The sequence below is a fragment of the Brevibacillus sp. TJ4 genome, from assembly GCF_044627595.2.
GTDB lineage: Bacteria > Bacillota > Bacilli > Brevibacillales > Brevibacillaceae > Brevibacillus.
Genome location: NZ_CP185865.1, coordinates 411,749 through 432,126, shown reverse-complemented (window position 1 = coordinate 432,126; position 20,378 = coordinate 411,749). Strand labels below are relative to the sequence as shown.

The window sequence follows — 20,378 nt, the reverse complement described above, 5'->3', positions numbered from 1 at the left end:
CCCCCCTCATCAGCCCTTCTGTTTATTTGGAGATCAATTCTTCCATTCTGCTCTTCGTGCGTTCCCGATCGCGCTCCAAAATCGGCTTTAAGTACATGCCCGTATAGGAGCCTTCCATCTCGACGACCTCTTCGGGAGTACCAGTGGCGATGACCTGACCGCCTCGCGTACCGCCCTCCGGTCCCAGGTCGATGATGTAGTCGACCGTTTTGATGACATCGAGATTGTGCTCGATCACCAGTACCGTATCGCCGTTTTCCACCAGCCGCTGCAGCACTTTGAGCAAGCGGTGGATGTCATCCGCGTGCAGACCTGTCGTCGGCTCATCGAGAATGTAGAGCGTGCGGCCGGTGCTGCGGCGGTACAGCTCGGAAGCGAGCTTGACGCGCTGTGCTTCACCGCCGGAAAGCGTCGTGGCCGGCTGCCCCAGCTTCATGTAGCCAAGCCCTACATCGACGATCGTTTGCAGTTTGCGCTCGATGCGCGGGAGGTTGCGGAAAAACTCGACGGCATCCTCAATCGTCATCTCCAGAACATCGGCGATGCTTTTCCCTTTGTACTTCACGTCGAGCGTCTCGCGATTGTAGCGTTTGCCGTGGCAAACCTCGCACGGTACGTAGACGTCGGGGAGGAAGTGCATTTCGATCTTGATGATCCCGTCCCCGCTGCAAGCCTCACAGCGGCCGCCTTTTACGTTGAAGCTGAAGCGACCTTTTTTGTAGCCGCGCACCTTGGCTTCGTTCGTCGAGGCAAACAGGTCGCGAATGTCATCAAAAACCCCGGTATAGGTCGCCGGATTGGAGCGCGGGGTGCGCCCGATTGGCGACTGGTCGATGTTGATGACTTTGTCGAGATGCTCCAGACCGGTGATGCGCCGATGCTCCCCTGGCTTGACCTTGGCTCCGTTCAGTTCGCGGGCCAGCGTCTTTTGCAGGATTTCGTTGATCAAGGTACTCTTTCCGGAACCGGAAACACCCGTAACTGCGATAAACATCCCCAGCGGAATCTTCACATTGACGTTTTTCAGGTTGTTTTCCTTCGCTCCCTCGATTTTCAGCCACTTGTCCGTCGGCGTTCGCCGCTCCAGCGGCACAGGAATAAACTTGCGTCCGCTCAAGTACGCGCCGGTCAGGGATGCTTCATTGCGCATGATCTCCTCGGGAGTGCCGGCAGCCACGACTCGTCCGCCGTGAATGCCTGCCCCCGGACCGATGTCGATGATGTAATCGCAAGCCATCATCGTATCCTCATCATGCTCCACGACGATCAGCGTATTGCCCAGCTTGGTCATGTGCTCCAGCGTTTTGATCAAGCGAGCGTTGTCGCGCTGGTGCAGCCCGATACTCGGCTCGTCGAGAATGTAGAGCACGCCCATCAAGCTCGAACCGATCTGTGTCGCCAGCCGGATGCGCTGCGCCTCACCGCCCGACAGCGTCCCGGCGGCACGGCTCAAGGTCAGGTAATCAAGCCCTACGTCGATCAGGAAGTTGAGACGCCCGCTGATTTCTTTCACGATCAAGTTGGCAATCTTCGCTTCCTTCTCTGTCAGCTCCAGTCCGCTGACAAACTGATGCGCCTCGGCAATCGACAAATCGGTCAATTCAGAAATGCTGCGATTGCCGATCTTCACAGCAAGGCTTTCCTGACGCAGCCGCTGTCCTTTGCAGACGGGACACGGCTTTTGGCTCATAAAGCCTTCGATCTGCTCGCGGATGTAGTCGGAGCTCGTCTCCAGATGGCGCCGCTGCAGGTTGGGAATTACCCCTTCAAAAACGACACTTGCCTCCCGCACCTGGCCAAACTCGTTTTCATAGCGGAACTGGATCTTTTCTCCATTGCTGCCGTACATCAGTATTTTCGTATGTTCTTCCGGCAGTTCTTCGTACGGGACATCCATGCGAATACCGAAGTGACGGCAAGCCGATTCCAGCAATTGCTGGTAGTAGGTGGACGATTTCGGCTCCCAGGCGGCGACTGCTCCCTCGGCAAGCGACAAGCTGGCATCGGGAACGACCATATCAGGGTCTACTTCCAGCTTTACTCCCAGCCCATCGCACTCCGGGCAGGCGCCAAACGGACTGTTGAACGAAAAGATACGCGGCTCCAGCTCACCGATAGAAAATCCGCAAATCGCGCAGGCGTGCTTTTCACTGAACAGCAGCTCCTCCTGCTCCATGACATCCACGATCACCTTGCCGTCCGCGAGACGAAGCGCCGTCTCCAGGGAATCGGCGAGACGGGAATGTACGTCAGGCTTGACGACAATGCGGTCGACGACGACCTCGATGCTGTGTTTCTTGTTTTTCTCCAGTTTGATCTCCGTCGACAGATCGACAATCTCCCCGTTGACACGGACGCGGACAAAGCCCTGCTTGCGGATGTCCTCCAACAGCTTTACATGCTCTCCCTTGCGCCCTTGTACCATCGGAGCGAGAATCTGGATGCGGGTGCGCTCGGGGTACTCCATGACCCGATCGACCATCTGTTCAATCGTCTGCGATTGAATTTCCACACCGTGCACCGGACATACAGCTCTGCCCACGCGCGCGTAAAACAGGCGCAAGTAGTCGTAAATCTCCGTCACGGTTCCGACCGTCGAACGCGGGTTGCGGCTGGTCGTCTTCTGGTCGATGGAAATTGCCGGAGAAAGGCCTTCAATCGAGTCCACATCCGGCTTGTCCATCTGCCCGAGAAACTGCCGGGCGTACGCGGAGAGCGACTCCACATAACGGCGTTGTCCCTCCGCATAGATGGTGTCAAAAGCAAGCGAGGACTTGCCCGACCCCGACAAGCCCGTCAGCACCACGAATTTATCCCTGGGGATGACGACATCGACATTTTTCAGGTTGTGGGCACGTGCGCCCTTTACAACAATATGTTCCAATGGCATGAAAATAACCTCTCCTTAGAGTTCCGCCTTTAGTTCCAATATCAAGTCACGCAGCTCGGCTGCACGTTCGAACATCAGGTTGCGCGCTGCTTCCTTCATTTCCTCTTCCATCCGGGCAATCACTGTCAGGCGGTCCTTTTTCGGCATTTTCTTGAAGTCGTCGCGCGGCATGTAATCCGCCTTTTCCTCCGCCACCTTGGTCGCTTCGATGACGTCGCGCACCGCCTTTTTGATCGTCTGCGGGGTGATGCCATGCTTTTCGTTGTACGCGATCTGGATGCTGCGCCGGCGCTCCGTCTCCTGGATCGCCGCCTTCATCGAATCGGTCATTTTGTCAGCGTACATAATGACCCGCCCCTCGGCGTTGCGCGCTGCCCGTCCGATCGTCTGAATCAGCGAGCGCTCGTTGCGCAAGAAGCCTTCCTTGTCCGCGTCGAGGATCGCCACCAGCGATACCTCCGGCAGATCGAGTCCCTCCCGCAGCAAGTTGATGCCGATCAGGACGTCAAACTCGCCCAGGCGAAGCGAGCGCAAAATCTGCATCCGCTCGATCGTTTTGATGTCGGAGTGCAGGTAGCGCACCTTGATGCCGACTTCCTTCAGGTAATCGGTCAAATCCTCCGCCATTTTTTTCGTCAGCGTCGTCACCAGCACACGCTCATCCTTGGCGATCGTGGCATTGATTTCCCCGATCAGATCGTCAATTTGCCCCTTGATCGGACGAACCGAGATCGTCGGATCGACCAGACCGGTCGGACGAATCACCTGCTGCACCACTTCCGGACAGTGCTCCAGCTCATACGGTCCCGGCGTAGCAGAGATGTAGATCGCCTGTTTTACTTTTTGCTCAAACTCTTCAAAGCGAAGCGGCCTGTTGTCCCGTGCAGAAGGCAGCCGGAAGCCGTGCTCCACCAGGACGTCCTTGCGCGCGCGGTCACCGTTGTACATGCCCCGCACCTGTGGCAGGCTGATATGCGACTCGTCGACCAGCACCAGGAAATCGTCCGGGAAGTAGTCGATCAGCGTGAACGGCGGATGTCCCTCCGGCAATCCGGTCAAATGGCGGGAGTAGTTTTCGATCCCGGAGCAAAAGCCCATCTCCAGCAACATTTCGATGTCGTAGCGGGTCCGCTGTTCCAGGCGCTGCGCTTCCAGCAGCTTGCCCGCTGCCCGCAGCTCGGCCAGCCGCTGCTCCAGCTCCGCTTCGATGCTCGCGACAGCCAGCTTCATTTTTTCGCTGCGCGTGACGTAGTGGGAGGCCGGGAAGATCGCGACATGCTCGCGCTGCCCGAGCACTTCTCCGGTCAGTACATCGATCGCCGTAATGCGCTCGATCTCATCCCCGAAAAACTCTACGCGAATCGCCTGTTCGTCCTGCGAGGCAGGGAAAATCTCCACCACGTCGCCGCGAACGCGAAACGTACCGCGCACAAAATTGATGTCGTTGCGGTTGTACTGAATGTCGACCAGCCGATGCAAAATTTCGTTGCGGCTCTTTTCCATTCCCACCCGCAAAGAAAGGACCAGCTCTCTGTACTCCTCGGGAGAACCCAACCCGTAAATGCAGGATACAGATGCGACGATAATGACGTCCCTCCGCTCGAACAAGGCACTGGTGGCCGAGTGGCGCAGCTTGTCGATCTCGTCGTTGACACTGGAGTCTTTCTCGATATACGTATCTGACTGGGGAATGTACGCTTCTGGCTGATAGTAGTCATAGTAGCTGACAAAGTATTCGACTGCGTTGTTCGGGAAAAACTCCTTGAATTCCGCGCAAAGCTGGGCAGCCAGTGTCTTGTTGTGGGCCATGACCAGCGTCGGCTTGTTCACCTGGGCGATTACCTGGGCAGCCGTAAATGTTTTTCCCGTACCGGTAGCCCCCAATAACGTCTGATGCCGTTTCCCCGCCTGTACTCCCTTCACCAGTTCGGCAATGGCAGCAGGCTGATCGCCGGACGGCTGATACTCCGATACCAATTCAAAACGGTCCATTCCCTCGTTCATCTCCTCGTTGCCGTTCTCATTATTTCCATTATAACACATTCAACCTGATTATAAGCGGAAATTCAGAACAAATGTTTGTCTTTATCAACCTGTCTGTTTATCCGATACTATACTGTAGAAATCCCCAGCGAACGGAAAAAATCGCCACTTCAGGGAGGTCCATGATGCCAGTAACCAGTCTAACCAACACCAGTTCACAATCGCAATGGAGTTATAAAGGAAAGAAAGAGTTTACGACCGAGCTGGACCAAAACGCGTTTATGATGCTGATGCTCGAGCAGCTCAAACACCAGGACCCGCTATCCCCGATGGACAACTCGCAATTCCTGCAGCAGACGAGCATGATGACGATGGTGGAGAAAATCACGAAAATGGCATCGCTGATGGAGCAGTCCAACAACAGCATGCTGACGCTGGAAAAGTACGAAGCGCTCGTAGGCAGAACCGCCACATATGACTTGACGCTGAAAAACACCGTTACAGGCGAAACATCCACAGAGACCAAGCACGGCGCGATCGAGGCCGTATACATGGACAACAACAAGATTTACTTCCGCATCGCCGGCGAAGCCACACCGATCCCGCTTGCCGACGTCAAGGGACTGGAGTCCAAAGGGATGACCGGAAACGCACTGGACAGCAGCCTGAAATACATGAACATGATCGGCTCCCACGTCTCCTACGTCACCACTACCCAAGGAGAGAGCGGACCGGTTGAAAGCATCGCCGAAGGAACCATCATCGGATTTGCGATGAAGAACGGTACCGGCCAGTTCCAACTGGACAACGGCGCCACTGTCAAGCTCGAGGATATTGTCGGCATGTCGGTGAACCCTGACAACTCGACCATGAGCAGCTCCTTGCAGTACGCGCAAATGATCGGCTACACCCTCAGCTACAACAGCTCGCAAACAAACGCTGACGGAACGGTGGACCAGGATGAGCGATCCGGGATTATCCAGGCAGTCAGCATGAAAAACGGGCTGGTGGAATTCGTGCTGGAAGACGGAGAAAAGGTATCCTTGCAGCAAGTGATCGGCTACGAAGCCCAAAGATGGTGAACCACAAAAACGCACCTCGCCTGAACCCAAGCGAAGTGCGTTTTTCGTTTGCCTGCCGGCTTACTCCTCGACTGTCATCTCTCCCGTCAGGGCGTCGATGCGAATCGTATCGTCGACCAGCCGCTCCGGCCCACAGAAGCACTGAGGGTCGGTTTGCCGGAACGACAGATCGTACACCAGCTTCCATTCGACTTTTTCGGTTTGCGGATTGGATTCGTGGACATAGGTCAGGATGAGCGGAAAGCCTTTGAGCAGGCGGGAAACGGCTTCTTCCTCGGAGATCGCCTGCGATGCTTGCGGATAAACCGGGCTGTTCGGGCGCTGCAAGGATACCTCTTGTACGGCTCCACTGCGAGAGTCGACGATGACCCGATACATCGCATCTTCCACCGTTTGTCCTGCGCGGTAGACCGGTATGCCGTTCACGATCGGGTCTGCGAGAATAAGCGTATACTCCCCTCCCGCCGATTCACGGATCTTCAACTGATTTGCCCCCGTTGGCAGCAGCCGCGCCAGCAGATCGTCCGCCACCTTCCGATCCCGCTCTTTGTCCTGCCGGGCTGTTGCCTGCGTATCGTCGAGGTGCAAAAAGCGAATCAGTTCGCCTGACTTCGCGTCGACAACCAGCATCAGGTGCTTGCGCTGTTCGGCGGTCGCATCCTCTGGATATGTTCCCAGGTAATACGGCAGATCCGCTTCGGCTACATCCTCCGCGAAATGTCCCCACACATAATAGCGAACCTGCTTTGTCCCCCAGTCTTCGTCAAAGGTATGGAGCGGCAAGCCAGCGGGATTGACCTGGAACAGCCCGTTAATCAGCTTGCCAGCTTCTTCCTCTGTCGTCGCTGCCCACGTTTCACCGGTTCCTTGCAAGGCAGCCGTCCGGACCACCTCCTGCGATGCTTGCTCCGGCTGCTGCGCGTATGTCCTCGCTGCGATCTCGCCGGTCACCGCATCGACTGCGCTCGCCGTATACGAGTTGGTGACAACGCCGCCTTTGACCACGTAGACCAGCTTGACTTCCTCTGTTTCCACGCCATTTGCCTGGTTCGGAAGCAGATACACCTTTTCCACGGGAGCATTTTTGGCAAAGTGCGCCTCTGCCTGCTCGACGGAGATGACCCGCTGTGCCGACGGCAGGTCGGTCCGGCTGATCGCCTCGTGCATCCGTCCGTTATGCGTGCGAAATTCGATCAGTCTGCCCCCTGCATCAAACGTCACGAACACATCGTAAGCGTCATCCAGCACGATATTGTTCAGCTTGCGTACGAGGCGAACGGTCCGCCCCTCTGCGCTGCTGTTGACTTCCTGTACATGGTACGTATTCCCCAATGATTGCGAGGACTGCAATCCGGAGACAAAGGAAACCGCCCTGGATTTGGCCTGCTCCTCTGTGAAAGCGTCAGACTGCACCGCTTTTTTCGGATGGAACGACAAAAACAGCAGCTTGCCGGTCTGCGCGTCAAAAATCGCCTGGTCTTCTTGTTCTTGTGCCTCGCCTTCTGCCTGTGCGGAAGACGGCAGGAAGGAGACGGCTATGCCGCTTACCCCGGGACCGTCCACTTCGCCGTTCAACACGACATGCGTGCTCGACAGTTCCGGCAAAAGCCCGACCAATTGCTGAATTCCCTTGGATACCTGTGCCGGGATCGGCCGCACTTCCTGCTGCTGGGCAGCGGACGTTCCTGTATTTGCTAGTGCCAACGGTGCTGCGAAGAGACTGGCTGCAACCATTGCACCTGAAAGTACGCACAGCGCTGGCCTTTTATAGTGTGTAAACAACATTCATTCCCCCTCTGGTTCATACGGTTTAGACGCATAAAGTGGTATTTTGTTACACCTTTTTTGCAGATAATGGTGAAAATTGATTCACTCAAAGGAAATCTGCATAAACAAAGAGAGCGCGCCCCTTTGTGACACGCTCTCATCGCCTTTACGCTCCTATATGCAGTTTCTCCAGTTTTTGCTTGATGAGCTGCACCACACTGGACCGGCGCAGATCGACGAATACGTTGGTCGAGGAATCCGGAACAACGATGATCCCCAATTGATGGTGGCTTCCTGCGTACACGGCGGACTGGACGAATTTCACCTCGCCGTCGTACGTGAGCACTTCCAATTTGCAAAAAGCGGAATTCGCCTGCAGGGCGGGATAGAGCTCTTCCCGGCTGCGTACCGGTATTCCGTTTACCTTGACGATAATCTCTCCCGGCAAAATCCCGATCTCCGCCGCCCTCGTCCCTGGTATGACAGCCATGACCTTGACCCCTCGTGGCGACTGTATGTAGTACGGGGTGCGCTGCCTTTCCTGATACTGGCTCCAGATAAACAGCCCCTCATGTCCCAAAATCGCGAACAGCGCAGCGACAATAATCAGCGGGTAGACCCATATCGCCAGAGCGGAGATCGCGAGCAGCACGATTCCGTACAGTGCGAGCTGTCTGGAAATTTGCAATGCCTTCTTGTACGGAGTCGTCGTCTGCGTCAGATCAGAAAAGCCGGTCACGGTCGGCAGCAGCAGCAAACCATACGACGTCGCTTCCTGCCAAAAGAACGGCCAGCCCGGGTACAGTGCTCCCTGAAGCGCCCCGTGGTCGACCGGAACGAACAGCACAAGCGGCGTGAGCCAGAACGAATGTAGCAAATACGAGCCAACAATGCGCCCCCGCGTTCCCTCGACGAACAAGGGAGAGGCATCTCTGCCGCCATTCCAGCGTACCAGCAGCGCTTCTCCGATGTGCATGATCGCCGCCAGCGCCAAAAGCGGCAATGGCTTCGCCTGGATGCACATCTCCCAGACGACTCCGATCACAGCCACCTCCGACAGCCCGGGAAACACCTGCGCGATTCCGTGCAGTAGCGTCAGCAAGCCAGCCGCGTACGCAAAGCAGAGAAAGCGCAAACGAAACAGAGCCAAAAGGATCGCCAATCCCCACAGCAGCCACAAATCCTGGGCCTGAATCACGATGCCCAGCCCTGCCGCCAAAAGCGAAATGACCAGACCGCCGACTGCCCCCATGCCGACCGCGCGAAGCGTCTGTACGACCGGGGTCTGGATGCGCACCGCAAACAACTGCCGTTCCCAGTTCATTTGCCGCCGATACTGCAAGTAAATCAGGAAGACGAACACATAAAAGATGGGATTGAGAAAAAACAGGGCAAAGCCATATACCATTGAGAGGATGTCTCCTTGTATCTGCACGCGCCTCACCTCAATTTTTCAGAAAAAGAAAACCACGGCAGCTTTTTGCCGTGGTTACCATTTCTACGAATGGCAGGAGATTCCCTGCCTTTTCGCTTTGGTTTATTTTGTCGATTGGCTCACGATATCGAGCGCTTTTTGCAACTGCATGTCGTTTTCGGGATGACGGATCGCTTCGAGCAGCTTTTCTTCCATCAAAGTGCGTGTGGCAGCATCCACCTTGCCCGTCACCGGCAAGTTATTGTTCTTCTGGAACTGCTCCACGGCATCCTCTGTCTTCTGGTCAAAATAGCCGTCTTCTCTGCCCGGGTCCAGATTGAGACCCTTGAGAATGACTTGCAGATTTTTCACGTCGCTGCCATTCATGTCGCGCGCCAGCTCTTTGTCTGCCGGCAGCAGCGTGGCATTGAAGTACGCCGGTTGCTCGACGACGTAATCCGGGGTAATTCCTTTTTCATTGACCCACTCGCCGCTTGGCGTCAGCCACTTGGCAATGGTCAGCTTCAACTGGCTCTTGTCCTGCATCTCCATCGTGCTCTGCACGGTGCCTTTTCCGAACGTCTTCTCGCCGACCAGCTTGTAGTTGCCGCTGTCGCGCATGGCACCTGCGAGAATTTCCGATGCGCTGGCGCTTCCTCCGTTGATCAGCACCGTGATCGGATACGGCTTTGCCTGTTCGGTCTTCGAGCGATACTCTTCCTGCTGTCCGCCCGAGCCGTACTCAATTTTGACGATCGGTGCGTAATTGGGCACGAGCATTTCTCCAATTTCCTTCACGGCCAGCAAGTAACCGCCCGGATTGCCGCGGACATCGATGACCAGACCGCCAATTCCCTGCTCTTCGAGATCGGCAAGCTGATCTTTAAAGTGCTGGGCTGTTTCCGTGGAGAACTGAGTGAGTGAGATGACGCCCACTTTCACCCCGTTTTTCTCCATGATCTCGCTGGTTACCGTCTCGATCGGAATATCGTCGCGGATGCAGACGATGGTCAGCGGCTCCGGCACCCCTTGGCGGATGACCTGCAAGACCGCTTTTGTACCTTTGGGACCGCGAATCTTCGTCACAGCCTCATGCAAGTCCAGTCCTTCCAGCGATTCGCCGTTCACACTGATAATCTGGTCGTTCGGACGCAAACCCGCCCGTTCTGCTGGCGAACCTTTGAACGGGGAAACGACGGTCACACGCCCATTTTGCATCGTTACCTCGGTGCCAATCCCCTGGAAGGTAGATTGCAGGCTCGAAGTAAACTCGGCCGCCGTTTTCGGGTCCATGTAATCACTGTACGGATCGCCAAGCGAATTGACCATTCCGCCAATTGCGCCTTCTACCAGCTTATCTGTGGGGACTTTCTCGATATACTCCTTCTGGATCGCGCTAAAAGCCTCGTACAGCTTTTTAAACTCGTCCGGATATCCTCCGGCAATCCCGGCAAAGAGGCTATTCGCTGACGCCGTCAACGATGAATCCGCCTTGCTCGCGGCTGAAGTCTTCATCATCGCCATGGTAAACAAGCTGCTCGCTACCATGGAGACGAGTACAAGCCCGAGTACGGTACGTCCCTTCCATCTCACTGCTACGTCACCATCCTTTTGCTGCCGTCGAAAAAGATTCCTGTTAGTCTATGCGATTTCCGGCAGCAATATTTGTCTGGACGGACCAGAAACTATCGCAAATACGGCATCGGGTCTACGGCCACGTTGTTTTTATACACGGTAAAATGCAAGTGGTTCCCGGTGGAACGGCCTGTCGAACCTACTTCGGCAATTTTTTGTCCTGCTGCTACCTGTTGTCCGACCGACACCTTGATGCCGCCCTCGCGAATATGACCGTACAGCGTCGTCAGTTCGTCGTTGTGCTTGATCATAACCGTATTTCCAAAGCCGCTGTAATATCCGGCATACGTGACGATCCCGGAAGCTGCCGCCATGATAGTCGTCCCTTTTGGAGCTGCCATATCTACTCCATTATGCCCCGCTGAGCGACCTGTAAACGGGTCTTTGCGCACACCGAAGCCGGAAGTAAAGCGGAAGTTTCCGTCGGCGATCGGCAGAGCCAGCTTGCCGCCCTTGTAGCCGCCGCTGCTGCTGCTAAGGGCGCGCACACGTTCGGCGTACTTCTCCGACTCTGCTCGGGTCAGGGCAAGCAGCTCCTGTCCGCTGCGCTCCAGATCGGCCTCCAGTTCTTTCTCCTGCTTGTCCAGCTCTGCCTTGACGACTACGCTTCGCTGATACTGCTTGTCCAACTCAGCTTTGAGCGCCTCCGCTTCATCGTACATGCCCGCATATACCGTAAGCTGGTGGTCGATCTCTTTTTTCTTCTGCTCGATCGTCGCCTTGTCCCGCAGGTTGTCTTCCAAAATGCGCGTATCCTGCTCGAGAATCAGCCGCAATCCTTCCATGCGAGTAAGGAAATCGCCAAAGTCAGAGGCGCCGAGCAGCACGTCCCAATAAGAGATATTGCCGCGCTCGTACATCGACTTGACTCGGGTCTTGAGCAAGGCATCCCGCTTCTCGACGCGGTCTGCCGCTTCATCCAGCTCGTCCTGCGCCTGTGCCGCCTTCAGCCTGGTGTCATCCATCTGCTTTTCCAGCTGGTCCAGCTTTTCCTGGACCTCGTTGCGGCGCAGGTCGATTTGCATCAGCTCAGTGTTCAAATCCTTGATTTGCTTCTGAACCACCGCAATATTCTGCTCAGTTTCCTTGACCTGCTGCCTCTGCGCATTTTTCTTTCGCTGAATTTCTGCCAATTCCTTGTTGATTTTGTCCAGCGCTTCCTGACTTGCCGCCTGGCTTTGCCCCAGCGGGATCGCAGGTACGACCAAGAGGCCGGTTATGAAAAGGGTTAGTAGGATCTTTTTCTTCATACTTCTCCTCCCACTCTACTCATTTTACACCCGCAAGAAGCGGCGAACAGAAACCAAACTTCCCCAAATGCCGATAAAGGCGCCAATCGCCAGCAAAGCCAGCGACACTTGCCACATCAGCGGATAGATCGGCAAAAGATTGAACAGCTGGGATGCTTCAAAGCTGGAGTGAATCGCGTCCAGCAAATAATAGTAGCCAACTGTCAGCATGATCGTCGGGATCAGCGCCCCGGCAAGACCCATCAAAAGTCCTTCGACAAAAAACGGCCAGCGGATAAACCAGTTGGTCGCCCCGACCAGCTTCATAATCTCAATCTCGCGGCGTCGCGCTACAATCGTCAGCTTGATGGTATTGGCGATCAGAAACATTGCCGTAAAGCCAAGCCCGACGATAAAAATAATCCCTACATTGCGGACTGCCCCGGTCCAGGCGAACAGCTTCTCGACTGTTCCCTCTCCGTAGTTCAGGCTGTTCACATGTTCAAACTGCTTGATTTTGGCAGCTACGGAAGCGGTCTGCTGCGGGTCCTCGGTCTTGACGACAAAGGCGTCGGGCAGCGGGTTGTCCTCTTCCAGCCCTTCGAACAGGTAGGCCTTGTCGCCCAGACTTTCCTTAAACTGCTTCAAGCCCTCGTCTTTCGGGACGAATGTGACTGTACTCACTTCGGGAATCGCCTTGATGTTCGCTTCCACCTGGTCGGCTTCCGTCTGGGTCGCGAGGACATCGAGGAATACGCGGATTTCCACCTGCTTTTCCACTGATTGCGCGAAGTAATTGACATTCATGGCCAGGATGAGAAAGACACCGAGGATCAAGAGTGTAATGGTCACGGCGCTGATGGAAGCGAACGACATCCAGCCGTTGCGACCGAGGTTTTTTACCCCTTCGCGGGCATGGCGCCCCAGCGTTCTAATCTTCATAGCCGTAATCCCCTCTCTGCTCGTCACGGGCAATTTGTCCCGCCTCAATCGCGACAACCCGCTTTCTCATGGTGTTTACGATCTCCCGGTTGTGCGTTGCCATGACTACAGTAGTACCTCGCTGGTTGATCTCCTCGAACAGCTTCATAATCTCCCAGGAGGTTTCCGGATCCAGGTTTCCCGTCGGCTCGTCAGCGATGATAATGCCAGGATTATTGACCAGAGCACGTGCCAGGGCGACGCGCTGCTGCTCCCCGCCCGACAGCTCGTTCGGCAGCATTTTCGCCTTGTGCTTGAGCTTGACCAGCCCCAGCACGTCCATTACGCGCGGTTTGATTTGCTTCGGGTTGCTCTCGATTACTTCCATGGCGAATGCCACGTTTTCGAATACAGTAAGGGTTGGCAACAGTTTGAAATCTTGGAAAACGACGCCGATACTGCGTCGAACCATGGGAATTTGCCGTTCCTTGATTCTGCTTACATTGAAGCCGCCGAGAAAAATCTGTCCTTTGGTCGGCTTTTCTTCACGGTACATCAGTTTGATAAAAGTGGACTTCCCTGCCCCACTGGGACCAACTACATACACAAATTCGCCTTTGTCAATCCGAATATTGATACCCTTTAAGGCATTGGTCCCATTCGGGTAGGTCTTCCACACGTCAAACATCTCGATCAAGTCCATCACATCCTATGTTGTCAGATCCTACATCCTCACTCTATCCGCTCATTTCGACAAATCCGAGCGCGTTCTCTGTAGCTCCCTGTTCCCCACTGTTGAAAAAGTGCAGGATTTCTCATCTTATCCATTATACCATCCCATTTCGCGGATGGTATCCACTAAATCTCTCATTTCTAGTCAAAACTGTCTTTGATTCGTCGAATTCTGACACCGAGGTGCGAAGTGTCTACCAACACATTGCAATCTAGCTAGCGCAAGAGACTGTTGGGTACAATAACAGAAGTACCGGTGAGAAAGGGGACAAGGAAAATGAATAACTTTGTGTATCGCAATCCGACGGAACTGATTTTTGGGCGAGGCCAGATTTCCCATCTGGAAGAAAAGGCAAAGCAGCTTGGTTCTACCGTGCTGATGGTGTACGGAGGCGGCAGCATCAAGCGTTCGGGGCTGTACGACAAGGTCGTCTCCCTGCTGGAGAAAGCAGGCTGCCGCGTGCTGGAGCTGTCCGGCGTAGAGCCAAACCCGCGGCTTGGCACAGTGAAAAAAGGCATCGAGCTTGCCCGTCAGGAAGGTGCAGACTGGGTGCTGGCCGTTGGCGGAGGGAGTGTCATTGACGCCTCCAAAGCGATCGCTGTCGGCATCCCTTATGAGGGCGATGTGTGGGACTTTTACACGCGAAAAGCTGTCCCGCAAACAGCGCTTCCGCTGGGGACAGTCCTGACCCTGGCTGCGACCGGCTCGGAGATGAACCGGGGAAGTGTCATAACCAACTGGGAGACGAAGGAGAAGTTTGGCGGCACTACGACGTTCCCGACTTTTTCGATCCTGGACCCTGAAAATACCTTCACTGTTCCGCGAGATCAGACAATTTACGGCATTTGCGACATCATGTCGCATGTGTTTGAACAGTACTTCACCCATACGCCAGAGATTCCGCTGCAAACCCGATTCGCCGAGTCAATTCTGAAGACGGTGATCGAAAATGCGGAGCGCGTACTGGCCAATCCCGAAGACTACGATGCCCGCGCCAATATACTCTACTGCGGCACGATGGCTCTGAACGGAACGCTGCCAGTCGGCGTCGACACGGATTGGGCGACCCACTCCATCGAACACGCAGTCAGTGCTGTCTACGACATCCCGCACGGCGGGGGGCTGGCGATCATTTTCCCGAAATGGATGCGCTACGTCTACCGCGAGAACACAGCACGCTTCGTCCGTTTTGCGGTTGAGGTGTGGGGCGTCGATCCGGCAGGCAAGACCCACGAGGAAGTCGCGCTGGAGGGCATCGCAGCCACAGAAGCGTTTTTCGCCCGTATCGGAGCGCCAACGCGTCTCGCTGATTACGAGATCGGCGATGAACATATTCAGGTGATGGCGGAAAAAGCGACGCCGTTCGGCCCGATTGGCCGCTTCAAACAACTGTCTGCCGCGGACGTGGCTGAAATTTTGCGCATGTGCTTGTAAAAAAAGATACGCCAAAAAGGATGGGCAGCGGATTGCCCATCCTTTTTATGTGTATGGAGTCTTACGCCGGCGAACCGACGTCGATCAGCGACTCGATCATCACTTTTTGGCTGTTCTTTTCTACCCAGTCATGCGTCTGTTCCAGGTGTTTGCGGAACACCTTGATCTGTTCCTCCACCTGTCCACGGGCAGTCGCGCCCAGCACATTGCGTGCATTTACGACTGTCTCTACAGCCAGCGCCTCGTACACATCCTCGCCGATCACGCCGGAGAAGCTCTGGAATTCGGCAAGCGACATATCGAGCAAGTATTTGTTGTTTTCGATGCAGTACAGGACAGCTTTGCCCACCACTTCATGCGCCTGGCGGAACGGCATGTTTTTGCGCACCAGATAATCAGCCAGGTCGGTCGCGTTGGAGAAGTCCTGGGTCACCGCCTGCCGCATCCGGTCGGCTTTTACCTGCATCGTGGAAATCATCGGCGTCAACAGCGCCAGCGCTCCGTGCAGGGTAGCCACGGTGTCGAACATGCCTTCCTTGTCTTCCTGCATGTCCTTGTTGTACGCCAACGGCAAGCCTTTCAGCACAGTCAATAGACCAAACAGATTGCCGTACACCCGCCCTGTCTTTCCGCGCACCAGCTCGGCCACATCAGGATTTTTCTTCTGCGGCATGATACTGGAGCCTGTGCAGAATTCATCGTCCAGCTCGATAAAGGAAAACTCCTGGCTGCTCCAGATCACCAGCTCTTCGCACAGACGCGAGAGATGAGCCATCAGGATCGCCGAATCAGCCAAAAATTCCACGATGAAGTCACGGTCGCTGACCGCATCCATACTGTTTTGGTAAATTCCGTCGAACTGCAACAGTTCGGCGACAAAGGCGCGGTCGATCGGGAAGGTCGTGCCCGCCAAAGCGCCCGCTCCCAGCGGAAGGACGTTGACCCGCTTCCACGTCTCGGTCATTCGCTCGATGTCGCGCTGCAGCATCGAGACGTACGCCATCAGGTGGTAGCCAAAGAGCACCGGCTGGGCACGCTGCAGATGCGTGTAGCCAGGCATCACCGTATCCAGGTGCTGGCCCGCTTTTTCCAGCAGCGCTTCCTGCAGGTACATGGCTAGCTGGATAATTTCCATCAGCTTTTCCCGCAGGTACAAATGCATATCTGTCGCTACCTGGTCGTTGCGGCTGCGTCCGGTATGGAGCTTGCCCCCGACCGGACCGATTTCCTCGATCAGCATTTTTTCGATATTCATATGGACATCCTCGTGCGCCACCAGGAATTCCGCCTGGCCGCGCTCGATTTTGTCCTTTACTTTTTTCAAACCGGCGATAATTTGCCGTACTTCTTCCATCGGCAGGATGCCACACTTGCCCAGCATCGCTACATGTGCCAGACTGCCCACGATATCCTGACGCCACATCTGCTGGTCAAACGAAATCGATGATGTGTACTCATCTACAAGTTGATTCGTCGGCTTCGTGAAGCGTCCTCCCCACAGTTTCATTGCTTGATCGCATCCTTTTCGTCCAAGATCTTGATGGCTGTATTGACGTTTTGTTGCAGGACGCCGTCGTTCACCTGCGCGTATACTCTCGTCGGCAGACCCCACAGCTTGATAAAGCCAAGCGCTGCCTTGTGGTCAAACTGGTCGCCGGCGTTGTACGTAGCAAGCTCATGGCTGTACAGCGAAGAAGCGGATTTCCGGCCCACGACGATCGCATGCCCTTTGAACAGTTTCACGCGGACGACGCCGGTAACGTACTGTTGTGTCTCTTCGATGAACGCTTGCAGGGCGTTGCGGATCGGCGAGAACCACAGTCCCTCGTAAATGACTTGGGACATTTTTTGCTCGATGATCGGCTTGAATTGTGCCACCTCGCGCGGCTGCGTCAAAAATTCCAGCTCGCGGTGAGCGAGGATCAGCGTCGTCGCCGCGGGAGTCTCGTACACCTCGCGGGATTTGATGCCGACCAGGCGGTTTTCTACATGGTCAATCCGGCCCACGCCGTGGTTGCCGGCGATTTTGTTCAGCTTCAGGATCAGTTCGGACAGCGCCAGCTCTTCTCCGTTCAACGCTGTCGGAACGCCTTTCACAAATGTGATCTCGATTTCTTCCGGCTCGTCAGGAGCATCGGCGATCGATTTGGTCAAATCGTATGCGCCTTCTGGCGGAGCCGCCCACGGATCTTCGAGGACGCCGCACTCGCAGCTTCTGCCCCACAGGTTTTGGTCGATGCTGTACGGATTGTCCAGATCGATCGGGATCGGAATGTTGTTCTTTTTCGCGTATTCGATCTCTTCGTCACGCGTCCAGCCCCACTCACGAACAGGAGCGACGATCTTGATTTCCGGATTGAGAGCCGTGAAGGATACGTCAAAACGGACCTGGTCGTTTCCTTTTCCGGTGCAGCCGTGTGCGACAGCGACCGCTCCTTCTTTTTCCGCGATCTCGATCAGGACGCGGGAAATCAGATAACGGGACAGCGCCGAGACGAGCGGATACTTGCCTTCGTACATCGCGTTTGCCTGCAGTGCCGGCAGGACGAACTCCTGGGCAAATGCTTCCTTGGCATCGACGACGATCGATTTCAGGGCGCCGACCTGCAGAGCCTTTTTCTGCACGAAATCGAGGTCTTTGCCCTCCCCGACATCAAGCGCGACCGCGATGACGTCGTAGTTGTATGTGTCTTGCAGCCAGCGAATGGCTACCGATGTATCTAAACCGCCTGAATAGGCCAATACGATTTTTTCTTTGGACATGGTTCTTCTCTCCCTATACCGAAGAATTTTCTTATGTGAGTAATTATACAAATGTATTTATAAAAATACAACCATTTTCTTTCCCTGCTCTCTGTTCTTTTTCGCCAGCAACAACTGGTACTTCGGGGCGACAACAAAAGCCGGACGCGTCTTGTCGACCGCCCGGCTTCTTGCCAGCTTGTGCGTATTCTTATGTATATGCTTTTATTCATGCAGTTGCGGCGAATATGTACATCACACGCTTCCGGATGCCGCGGGGAATCGTTTCAGGGCAGCGTTTCCTTGAGCGGAACCTCGGGGCTGTCTTGCTGCCCGAGCATGCCCTCCAGTTCCCCCGGAGGGAGCTGGTTGATAATATGCACAAAGTGGTGCGCCAGTTCCGGGTCAAATTGCGTTCCCGCCCCGCGCCTGATCTCCTGCAACGCGACTTCCAGCGGCAAGCCTTTGCGATACGGACGGTCCGCTACCATCGCGTCGAACGAGTCGGATACAGCCAAAATCCGGGCAATCAGCGGAATCTCCTCACCTGCGAGACCATCCGGATAGCCTTTTCCGTCGAAGCGCTCATGGTGGGAACGGATCGCGGGAAGCAGTTCGTGAAACATCCCGGCCTTCTTGACGATTTCATATCCAATCACCGTATGCTGTTTGATCTTATCGTATTCCTCCGGTGTTAATTTCCCTTGTTTATTGAGAATTTCATCTTCAATCCCGATCTTGCCAATATCATGCAGGATACCGCCGAAGTATACCTCCTCTACTTTTTCTGGGGGCAATCCGATTTGCCTGGCGATCTCCCGGCCCCAATGCGCCACACGCATGGAGTGACCGCTCGTGTAGTGGTCACGGGCGTCAATCGCGGCAGCCATCGTCGTGAGGAAGCCATGGTTGAGGTTTTTCACTTCTTCTACTTTTTGCTGAAGCTTTTGCACACTTTCATAATATTGGTGAAACACGAAGCTGATCGTAAGCAAGGCGATGAGCATCGGTATCAGCGCAAGGACACCGTATGATTCAAACAGCCGTGCCCCGATGCCTGCCAGTACCATCAGAAGCAGATAGGTAGAGGTAAACCCTCGGGCCATGTCCCGAATCGTAGCAAACCAGCTTGTCCGATAAAAATAGGAAATACCGAGCCCACACAGGATCAAATTGACAAACCAGTACAGGACGGCGAGCAGCAGATCGGAGAGGATCGGGGACAACTCCCAGCTTCCCAGCCACTCGTTTACGACCGCCACCGTCCAGATCGTCATCAGCAATTGACCTGAATTGATCAGCGTTTTCAGCAAGTTAAAGCGTACCAGAAATGCGATAATCAGAGCTTCAATAACGGCCGCCCATACCCCGACCTCCAGCCCGTACAGAAGAATTCCCGAAAAAATGACTGCGTTGTTTACCGTCAGGATCGTTTTGGAGTATCGGATCGGCGCAAAACAGGAAAAGATGGTGAGGAGAGTATAGGCAAACAATACTCCCCATGTTTCCCTGGGCTCCCACGCGGGCAAGGAGGTGTAAAAGATGCTGATGGCAGCTAGTACAAAGCCTACTTGCACCACGAAGCCCTTGACCATGAACCCAACATCAATTTTTTGTCGCATAGCTTTTACCTTCTCGGAGTTGTAGTAGAGAAATCGGTTTGTCCATGAGACGTTGTACAAGCAAAAAGGCACCCAGCATAATAAAAATGTCCCCGATACTAATCACTCTCGGAATGATAAAAGGCATGTAAATAACATCTGTCAGGAACGGAAAGTTGGAGCTTTCCGTCAGTACGTTGTGTTTGAAATTGGTGCCGTTTATCACCGGCTCCAAATCGTACGGCAGCTTGCTCGCCTGCTCCAGATCGATCGGCATCTTTCCGCCGTTGGTCCAGATCGCAATGGCGTTCAAAAACCACCCGACACTAAAAATGCGCATGTCTTCATACTGCCGGTTCGACAGGAGAAACGCCAGGATAAACACGTACGCAATCGAGATAAACACCCCGCCCTGGAGCGGAAAAAAGGCAGCACAAATCTGAAGCGCAATCGTGACAACCAGCAAATACACCCGGTTGAACTTTGGCAGTTCTTTGACCCTTCCTCCCCGCAGCAAGGCCACGAGGAATGAAGCGAGAATGACGTCCAATAGCATCGAAAGTTCCCCCAAGTTTAAGAAAAAACACCACTGCAAAGCAAGCGGTGTTTTTCTTTTCCGTTATTAGCCAATGTGGAAGTTTGCCGAAGTAGCAGCTACGATGGCAACCACCATCAAGATCGCAGTGATCCATTTTTTCATCCTGATCCCCCTCCTTTTTCTAGAAATGGAGAAAGCCGGGTTCGCTACTGTATCGGATAGAGGCCAAGCGACCAAATACAGCCTCTACCAAAGTTCCTTTCCATGCTTGGGGGAAAGGGCGGATTCGCTACTCGCTCCATACAGACAAAGCGACCAAATACTGTCTGTACTTCATTGCATCTTCTTGTCTATATTTTATAACTATCTGACAAATTTCGGCAATCACAGATTTGGGCTCTATTGGGAA

Annotated in this window: 14 protein-coding genes and 1 riboswitch; of the genes, 2 read left to right on the top strand and 12 right to left on the bottom strand. The window is 54.7% G+C overall.

Translation table 11 applies throughout. The features are described from left to right. Positions 1 to 22: 22 nt before the first annotated feature. The gene (gene uvrA / locus ACAF76_RS01910; RefSeq protein ID WP_400162360.1) at positions 23 to 2,890 is read right to left on the bottom strand and encodes an excinuclease ABC subunit UvrA; all 2,868 of its coding nucleotides are present in this window, start codon (positions 2,888 to 2,890) and stop codon (positions 23 to 25) included. A 15-nt stretch (positions 2,891 to 2,905) separates the two neighbouring features. Next, positions 2,906 to 4,882, bottom strand: a complete 1,977-nt coding sequence (gene uvrB / locus ACAF76_RS01905) for an excinuclease ABC subunit UvrB (protein WP_400162359.1) — start codon at positions 4,880 to 4,882, stop codon at positions 2,906 to 2,908. A 176-nt stretch (positions 4,883 to 5,058) separates the two neighbouring features. On the opposite strand from uvrB, the gene ACAF76_RS01900 reads away from it, so the two are divergent. Next, positions 5,059 to 5,955 (top strand): flagellar hook assembly protein FlgD, encoded by an 897-nt coding sequence (locus ACAF76_RS01900; RefSeq protein ID WP_400162358.1) that lies wholly within the window; start codon positions 5,059 to 5,061, stop codon positions 5,953 to 5,955. Between the two features lie 60 nt (positions 5,956 to 6,015). Here ACAF76_RS01900 and ACAF76_RS01895 read toward each other — a convergent pair whose 3' ends face one another. The 6 genes from ACAF76_RS01895 to ftsE all read right to left on the bottom strand — a co-directional run bounded on the left by ACAF76_RS01895 (position 6,016) and on the right by ftsE (position 13,618). Beyond that, entirely contained in the window at positions 6,016 to 7,737 is a 1,722-nt protein-coding gene (locus ACAF76_RS01895; protein WP_400162357.1) for a hypothetical protein, read from the bottom strand. Positions 7,738 to 7,888: 151 nt separating this feature from the next. Then, entirely contained in the window at positions 7,889 to 9,157 is a 1,269-nt protein-coding gene (locus tag ACAF76_RS01890) for a PDZ domain-containing protein (RefSeq protein WP_400162356.1), read from the bottom strand. Positions 9,158 to 9,259: 102 nt separating this feature from the next. Continuing rightward, a complete protein-coding gene (locus ACAF76_RS01885; protein ID WP_400162355.1) occupies positions 9,260 to 10,729 on the bottom strand; it encodes a S41 family peptidase in 1,470 nt (489 codons plus the stop codon). A gap of 92 nt (positions 10,730 to 10,821) precedes the next feature. After that, positions 10,822 to 12,021 (bottom strand): murein hydrolase activator EnvC family protein, encoded by a 1,200-nt coding sequence (locus ACAF76_RS01880; protein ID WP_400162354.1) that lies wholly within the window; start codon positions 12,019 to 12,021, stop codon positions 10,822 to 10,824. A gap of 24 nt (positions 12,022 to 12,045) precedes the next feature. Then, the gene (gene ftsX, locus ACAF76_RS01875; protein ID WP_400162353.1) at positions 12,046 to 12,942 is read right to left on the bottom strand and encodes a permease-like cell division protein FtsX; all 897 of its coding nucleotides are present in this window, start codon (positions 12,940 to 12,942) and stop codon (positions 12,046 to 12,048) included. Beyond that, complete coding sequence (ftsE, locus tag ACAF76_RS01870; RefSeq protein ID WP_400162352.1) at positions 12,932 to 13,618, bottom strand: cell division ATP-binding protein FtsE; 687 nt, start codon at positions 13,616 to 13,618, stop codon at positions 12,932 to 12,934. Before ftsE ends, ftsX begins: the two co-directional genes overlap by 11 nt. 312 nt (positions 13,619 to 13,930) lie before the next feature. Between ftsE and ACAF76_RS01865 the strand changes: the two genes are divergently transcribed. Continuing rightward, the gene (locus ACAF76_RS01865; RefSeq protein ID WP_400162350.1) at positions 13,931 to 15,088 is read left to right on the top strand and encodes an iron-containing alcohol dehydrogenase; all 1,158 of its coding nucleotides are present in this window, start codon (positions 13,931 to 13,933) and stop codon (positions 15,086 to 15,088) included. Between the two features lie 61 nt (positions 15,089 to 15,149). On the opposite strand, the gene argH is transcribed toward ACAF76_RS01865, so the two are convergent. The 4 genes from argH to ACAF76_RS01845 form a co-directional block, all read right to left on the bottom strand. Next, positions 15,150 to 16,595: an argininosuccinate lyase gene (argH, locus tag ACAF76_RS01860; protein ID WP_400162349.1), complete on the bottom strand. Its 1,446-nt coding sequence runs from the start codon at positions 16,593 to 16,595 to the stop codon at positions 15,150 to 15,152. Next, positions 16,592 to 17,851: an argininosuccinate synthase gene (locus ACAF76_RS01855; protein ID WP_400162348.1), complete on the bottom strand. Its 1,260-nt coding sequence runs from the start codon at positions 17,849 to 17,851 to the stop codon at positions 16,592 to 16,594. The genes argH and ACAF76_RS01855 overlap by 4 nt, the downstream gene beginning before the upstream one ends. A gap of 266 nt (positions 17,852 to 18,117) precedes the next feature. Beyond that, on the bottom strand, positions 18,118 to 19,452 hold the full coding sequence (locus tag ACAF76_RS01850) for an HD-GYP domain-containing protein (protein ID WP_400162347.1): 1,335 nt from the start codon (positions 19,450 to 19,452) through the stop codon (positions 18,118 to 18,120). Next, positions 19,436 to 19,987 (bottom strand): DUF5317 domain-containing protein, encoded by a 552-nt coding sequence (locus ACAF76_RS01845; RefSeq protein ID WP_400162346.1) that lies wholly within the window; start codon positions 19,985 to 19,987, stop codon positions 19,436 to 19,438. The genes ACAF76_RS01850 and ACAF76_RS01845 overlap by 17 nt, the downstream gene beginning before the upstream one ends. 251 nt (positions 19,988 to 20,238) lie before the next feature. Continuing rightward, positions 20,239 to 20,322: riboswitch (cyclic di-GMP riboswitch) on the bottom strand. Positions 20,323 to 20,378 lie beyond the last annotated feature (56 nt).

What these genes read in the sequence shown, in the direction of transcription:
- ftsX (WP_400162353.1), bottom strand. Translation starts at nt 12,942, where the DNA reads ATGAAGATTAGAACGCTGGGGCGCCATGCCCGCGAAGGGGTAAAAAAC.
- ACAF76_RS01880 (WP_400162354.1), bottom strand. Translation starts at nt 12,021, where the DNA reads ATGAAGAAAAAGATCCTACTAACCCTTTTCATAACCGGCCTCTTGGTC.
- ACAF76_RS01865 (WP_400162350.1), top strand. Translation starts at nt 13,931, where the DNA reads ATGAATAACTTTGTGTATCGCAATCCGACGGAACTGATTTTTGGGCGA.
- ACAF76_RS01900 (WP_400162358.1), top strand. Translation starts at nt 5,059, where the DNA reads ATGCCAGTAACCAGTCTAACCAACACCAGTTCACAATCGCAATGGAGT.
- uvrA (WP_400162360.1), bottom strand. Translation starts at nt 2,890, where the DNA reads ATGCCATTGGAACATATTGTTGTAAAGGGCGCACGTGCCCACAACCTG.
- ACAF76_RS01850 (WP_400162347.1), bottom strand. Translation starts at nt 19,452, where the DNA reads ATGCGACAAAAAATTGATGTTGGGTTCATGGTCAAGGGCTTCGTGGTG.
- uvrB (WP_400162359.1), bottom strand. Translation starts at nt 4,882, where the DNA reads ATGGACCGTTTTGAATTGGTATCGGAGTATCAGCCGTCCGGCGATCAG.
- argH (WP_400162349.1), bottom strand. Translation starts at nt 16,595, where the DNA reads ATGAAACTGTGGGGAGGACGCTTCACGAAGCCGACGAATCAACTTGTA.
- ACAF76_RS01845 (WP_400162346.1), bottom strand. Translation starts at nt 19,987, where the DNA reads ATGCTATTGGACGTCATTCTCGCTTCATTCCTCGTGGCCTTGCTGCGG.
- ACAF76_RS01855 (WP_400162348.1), bottom strand. Translation starts at nt 17,851, where the DNA reads ATGTCCAAAGAAAAAATCGTATTGGCCTATTCAGGCGGTTTAGATACA.